Genomic DNA, 4,613 nt, shown 5'->3' on the forward strand with positions numbered 1-4,613 from the left:
GCTGGAGTTCGACTTCGGCGAAGACGCCAAGAAGGAAGGCGAGTCCGGTGAGCCGGTCGACTTCTCGGGCCAGGAGTCCTTGGGTGCCTGCCCCAAGTGCCAGGGCCACGTGTACGAGCACGGCACCAGCTACGTGTGCGAGCACGCCGTCGGCGCGCACGTTACCTGCGACTTCAAGACCGGCAAGATCATCCTGCAGCAGCCGGTGGGCCGCGAGCAGATCACCAAGTTGCTCAGCACCGGCAAGACGGACCTCTTGGAGAACTTCGTCTCCAACAAGACGCGGCGCAAGTTCAAGGCCTTCCTCGCCTTCGACAAGAAGGAAGGCAAGGTGAGTTTCGAGTTCCAGCCGCGTGCGAGCAAGGCGCCGCCGGCCAAGACCGCCGCAGCCAAGGCACCTGCCACGGAGACGGCGGCCGCCAAGGCCCCTGCCAAGAAGGCCGCTGCCAAGAAAGCGGCTGCCAAGAAAGCCGCATAAGGCCGCACCAGGCCGCAGGCGGTGGCGCGAGACGCTGCGGCACAATCCCCGGGGGGCCTCTGCGCGAGGCCCCTTTCCATACATCTACAGGGGATTTGCATGAAGAAGAGCATTGCCAGCGCCGCCGTGGCGCTCGCCATGGCAGGGGGTGCGGCGCACGCAGTGGAAGTGCGTGGCGTGGTGGGCGGCGGCTTCACCTTCGGCGGCGACACGCTGGCCACCGTGCGCTATGAAAACAACGACTACGGCGCCGACGAGGCCAAGGTGCATGCCGGCGGCCTGATCGCCTTCAATGCCGGCATCGAGCTGCGCTTCACCGACCTGGTGTCGGGCCAGGTGCTGGTCGGCTACCACTTCGATCGTGCGAACGGCGACAACGGCAACGTGCGCTTCGAGCGCTTTCCCATCGAGTTCCTGGGGCACTTCAAGCTGACCGAGTGGTTCCGCGTCGGCGGCGGTCTGCGCTACACCAACAAGGCCACGCTGCGCGCCAGCGGCGCGGGCAACTACTTCGCCACCGACGAAGACTTCAAGCCCAGCTACGGCGGTGTGGTCGAAGGCGAGTTCTTCCCCTTGCAGAGCTTCGGCATCAAGGTGCGCTACGTGTCGGAGAAGTTCAAGTCCAAGACCTTCCCGCAACTGCCCGAGGCCGACGGCAGCCACGGCGGCGTGTACTTCAACTACTACTTCTGACACCCCTGGCCCCATCCCGCGACTTTCACTCCCACGGGCCGAGCCGCCCGCGCCGCGCCTGATGTTCTCCGTCATCCTGTTCAAGCTCCTTGCCATCATGGGGGTGGTGGTGATCGGCTACGTGGTCGGCCGCAAGGGCTGGCTGGGCGGGGGCGATCCGGCGCGGGTGCTCAGCTACGCCGCGTTCTACATCTTCGTGCCGGCACTGCTCTTTCGCACCACCTCGCGCATCGAGTTCGGCACCATGCCATGGGGCACGCTGGCGGCCTTCTTCGTGCCGGTGGTGGTGATGATGGTGATGGTCTATGTTTGGCAGCGCCATCTCTTGCGTCATCACCGCGAGCTGCCCACCGCCGCGCCCAGCGTGCGCGCCATCACCGCCTCGTTCGGCAACACCGTGCAGCTGGGCATCCCCATGGCCGCAGCCATGTTCGGCGAGGCCGGCCTGTCCATCCACGTCACCATCGTGAGCCTGCACGCGCTGGTGCTGCTGAGCGTGCTCACCGCACTGGTCGAGATGGACCTCGCCCGCGAGCGTGCGCGCCAGGGCCTGGCCGATGCGCACGTGGGCCGCATGCTGTTTGACACCGCGCGCAAGACCATCATCCACCCGGTGGTGCTGCCCATCCTCGCCGGCCTGGTGTGGAACGCGGCCGGCGCGCCCACGCCGGCCGTGGTTGACGAGATGCTGCTGCAGCTGGGCCAGGCGGTGGTGCCGATGTGCCTGGTGCTGATCGGCCTGTCGCTCGCGCAGTACGGGCTCAAGTCTGCGGCGCAGGGCGCGGTGACGCTGTCGCTCTACAAGCTGGTGCTGCTGCCGGCCGTGGTGCTGGTGGTGGGCCACTGGGGCTTTGGCCTGTCGGGCCTGCCACTCTCGGTGGTGGTGATGGCCGCGGCGCTGCCGGTGGGCAACAACGCGCTGATCTTTGCCCAGCGCTACGAAGCGCAAGAGGCCGAAACGACTGCGGCCATCGCGCTGTCGACCTTCGCCTTCGCGCTCACTGCGCCGCTGTGGCTGTGGGCCGTGACGCATCTGCCTGCCTGACCATGGAGATACGCCACAGCCTGCCCGCCGCAGACGGCCATTCCATCGAGCTCTTCAGCTGGCAGCCGGCCGCACCGGCGCGCGCGGTGGTGCAGATCGCGCACGGCATGGGCGAGCATGCGCGGCGCTATGCGCGCCTGGCCAATGCGCTGGCCGCGCAAGGCATCGCGGTCTATGCCAACGAGCATCGCGGCCATGGCGAGGCGGCGCTGCGTGCCCACCACAAGGGCGAGCTCGGGCCGCGCGGCTTTCCGGGCCTGGTGGCCGACATGGTGAGCGTGAGCGACTTCGCGCAGGCCCGCCACCCCGGCGTGCCGCTGCTGCTGCTCGGCCACAGCATGGGCTCGTTCGCGGTCAAGGTGTACCTGCTCGACCATGCCGCGCGCGTGGCCGGCGCAGCCCTCACCGGCACGGTGGCACTCGACCTGGCCGAGGCCGGCAACGCCTCGGCCTGGAAGCTGGCCGACAAGGCCGCTGCTGCACCGGCCGTGGTGCGGCGAACGCCCTTCGATTGGCTGAGCCGCGACGAAGCCGAGGTCGACGCCTACATCGCCGACCCGCTGTGCGGCTTTCGCCTCACCGTGAAGTCGCGCCAGTCGATGTATGCCGCCTACGCGCGCACCACCGACCCGGCGGCGCTGCGGCGCATCCCCTCGACGCTGCCGATGCTCTTCTTCGTCGGCGAGGACGACGCGATGAACCGGCGGCTGGCCTACTTCGACCCGCTGGTGCAGCGCTTCCGCGATGCCGGCCTCACCGACATCAGCGTGCGCCTGTACCCCGGTGCGCGGCACGAGGTGCTCAACGAGACCAACCGTGACGAGGTCGTGGCCGACTTCGTGGCCTGGGTCGAGCGCGTGCTGGGTCAGACGCCCAGCAGCTGACTCAGCGCGGCTTCGTCCGCCGCGAGCGCAGACGATTCACCGGCCATCACCACGCGCCCCTTCTCCAGCACCACCGCGCGGTCGGTGTGGGCCAGCACGGCGCGGTAGTTGCGGTCCACGAGCAAGGTGCTGATGCCGCTCGAACGCACCGCGCCGATCACGCGCCAGATCTCGGCCACGATCAGCGGGGCCAGGCCTTCGGTGGCTTCGTCGAGGATGAGCAGCTGCGGCTGCGTCATCAGCGCGCGGCCGATGGCCAGCATCTGCTGCTCGCCGCCCGAGAGCTGCTGCCCGCCGTGCGACAGCCGCTCGGCCAGGCGCGGGAAGGTGGCGAGCACGCGATCGAGCGTCCAGGGGCCGGGGCGGGCGGCCATCACGAGGTTCTCGCGCACGTTCAGGTTGGGGAAGATGCCGCGCCCCTCCGGCACGTAGCCGAGACCGGCGCGGGCCATGCGTTCGGGCGCGGCGCCGGTCATGTCGCGGCCGGCCCACTGCACGCTGCCCTGCGTGGCCTTCACGTAACCCATCAGGGTGCGGATCAGCGTGGTCTTGCCCATGCCATTGCGGCCCAAGAGGCCCAGCGCGGTGCCGGGCGGCAACGCGAGGTCGACGCCGCGCAGCACGTGGCTGTCGCCGTAGTGGGCGTTCAGGTTGGTGATCGTCAGCCCCCCGCCCGATGGGTACATCGGGCGACCCCCCGGGGGGGTGCGGGCCGGCTTGGGAGCGGCCCGGCGCTCGTCCCGCTCGGCATCTTCTGTCATGGCAGCACCATCTCGCCAAGGTAGGCACGCTGCACCTCCGCGTGGGCGCGGATGCGCTCGGGCACGTCGCTCGCGATCACCTGGCCGTTGACCATCACCGTGATGCGGTCGGCCACGCGGAAGACGGCGTCCATGTCGTGCTCGACCAGCAGCACCGCATGCTCCAGCTTGAGCTGATCGAGCAGCGACAGCATGCGCTCGGTTTCCTCGGCGCCCATGCCGGCCAGCGGCTCGTCAAGCAGCAGCACCTGGGCGCGCGTGGCCAGGCACATTGCCACCTCGAGCTGCCGCTTCTGGCCGTGGCTCAGCGTGCCGGCGATGCGCTGCGCGTGCTCGGCCAGGCCGGTGGTGGCCAGCACCTCGTGCGCGATCGAAAGGCTCTGCGCGCAATGTGCAGCCGCCTGCCACACGCGCCATGGCCGTTGCCGCATCGCCTGGGCGCTCAGGCGGCAGTTCTCCAGCACGCTGAACTCGCCGAAGATGGTGTTGCGCTGGTAGCTGCGCGCCATGCCGGCGCGAGCGCGCTTCGGCTGCGGCCAGTGCGTGATGTCCTGCTCTGCGAGCAGCACGCGGCCTGCGTCGCTTGCCACCTCGCCCGAGAGCAGGTTGACGAGCGTGGACTTGCCCGCACCATTGGTGCCGATCACGGCATGCACCTCGCCCACGTGCAGGCTCAGCGACACCTCGCCGACGGCGGTGAGGCCACCGAAGCGGCGCGTGAGCTGCGTGGCCTGCAAGGCGGGCGTCGTGTC

6 protein-coding genes are annotated in these 4,613 nt (G+C 69.3%); 4 read left to right on the plus strand and 2 right to left on the minus strand.

The genetic code is table 11. From position 1 onward, the window contains the following. The 4 genes from VFL64_RS06275 to VFL64_RS06290 all read left to right on the plus strand — a co-directional run. Positions 1-478: topoisomerase C-terminal repeat-containing protein (locus tag VFL64_RS06275; RefSeq protein ID WP_489539520.1), on the plus strand; the 478-nt coding region annotated here is incomplete at its 5' end. 99 nt (positions 479-577) lie between these two features. Then, positions 578-1,171, plus strand: coding sequence for a hypothetical protein (locus VFL64_RS06280; protein WP_489539521.1), 594 nt, complete (start codon positions 578-580; stop codon positions 1,169-1,171). A gap of 61 nt (positions 1,172-1,232) precedes the next feature. After that, positions 1,233-2,216, plus strand: coding sequence for an AEC family transporter (locus VFL64_RS06285; RefSeq protein WP_489539522.1), 984 nt, complete (start codon positions 1,233-1,235; stop codon positions 2,214-2,216). Positions 2,217-2,218: 2 nt separating this feature from the next. Continuing rightward, positions 2,219-3,100: an alpha/beta hydrolase gene (locus VFL64_RS06290; RefSeq protein ID WP_489539523.1), complete on the plus strand. Its 882-nt coding sequence runs from the start codon at positions 2,219-2,221 to the stop codon at positions 3,098-3,100. On the opposite strand, the gene VFL64_RS06295 is transcribed toward VFL64_RS06290, so the two are convergent. Then, the gene (locus VFL64_RS06295; RefSeq protein WP_489539524.1) at positions 3,082-3,786 is read right to left on the minus strand and encodes an ABC transporter ATP-binding protein; all 705 of its coding nucleotides are present in this window, start codon (positions 3,784-3,786) and stop codon (positions 3,082-3,084) included. The genes VFL64_RS06290 and VFL64_RS06295 overlap by 19 nt on opposite strands. A gap of 71 nt (positions 3,787-3,857) precedes the next feature. Beyond that, on the minus strand, positions 3,858-4,598 hold the full coding sequence (locus tag VFL64_RS06300; RefSeq protein WP_489539525.1) for an ABC transporter ATP-binding protein: 741 nt from the start codon (positions 4,596-4,598) through the stop codon (positions 3,858-3,860). Between the last annotated feature and the right edge of the window lie 15 nt (positions 4,599-4,613).

The sequence above is a fragment of the Rhizobacter sp. genome (assembly GCF_035702065.1).
In the GTDB taxonomy this organism is placed as follows: domain Bacteria; phylum Pseudomonadota; class Gammaproteobacteria; order Burkholderiales; family Burkholderiaceae_C; genus Rhizobacter.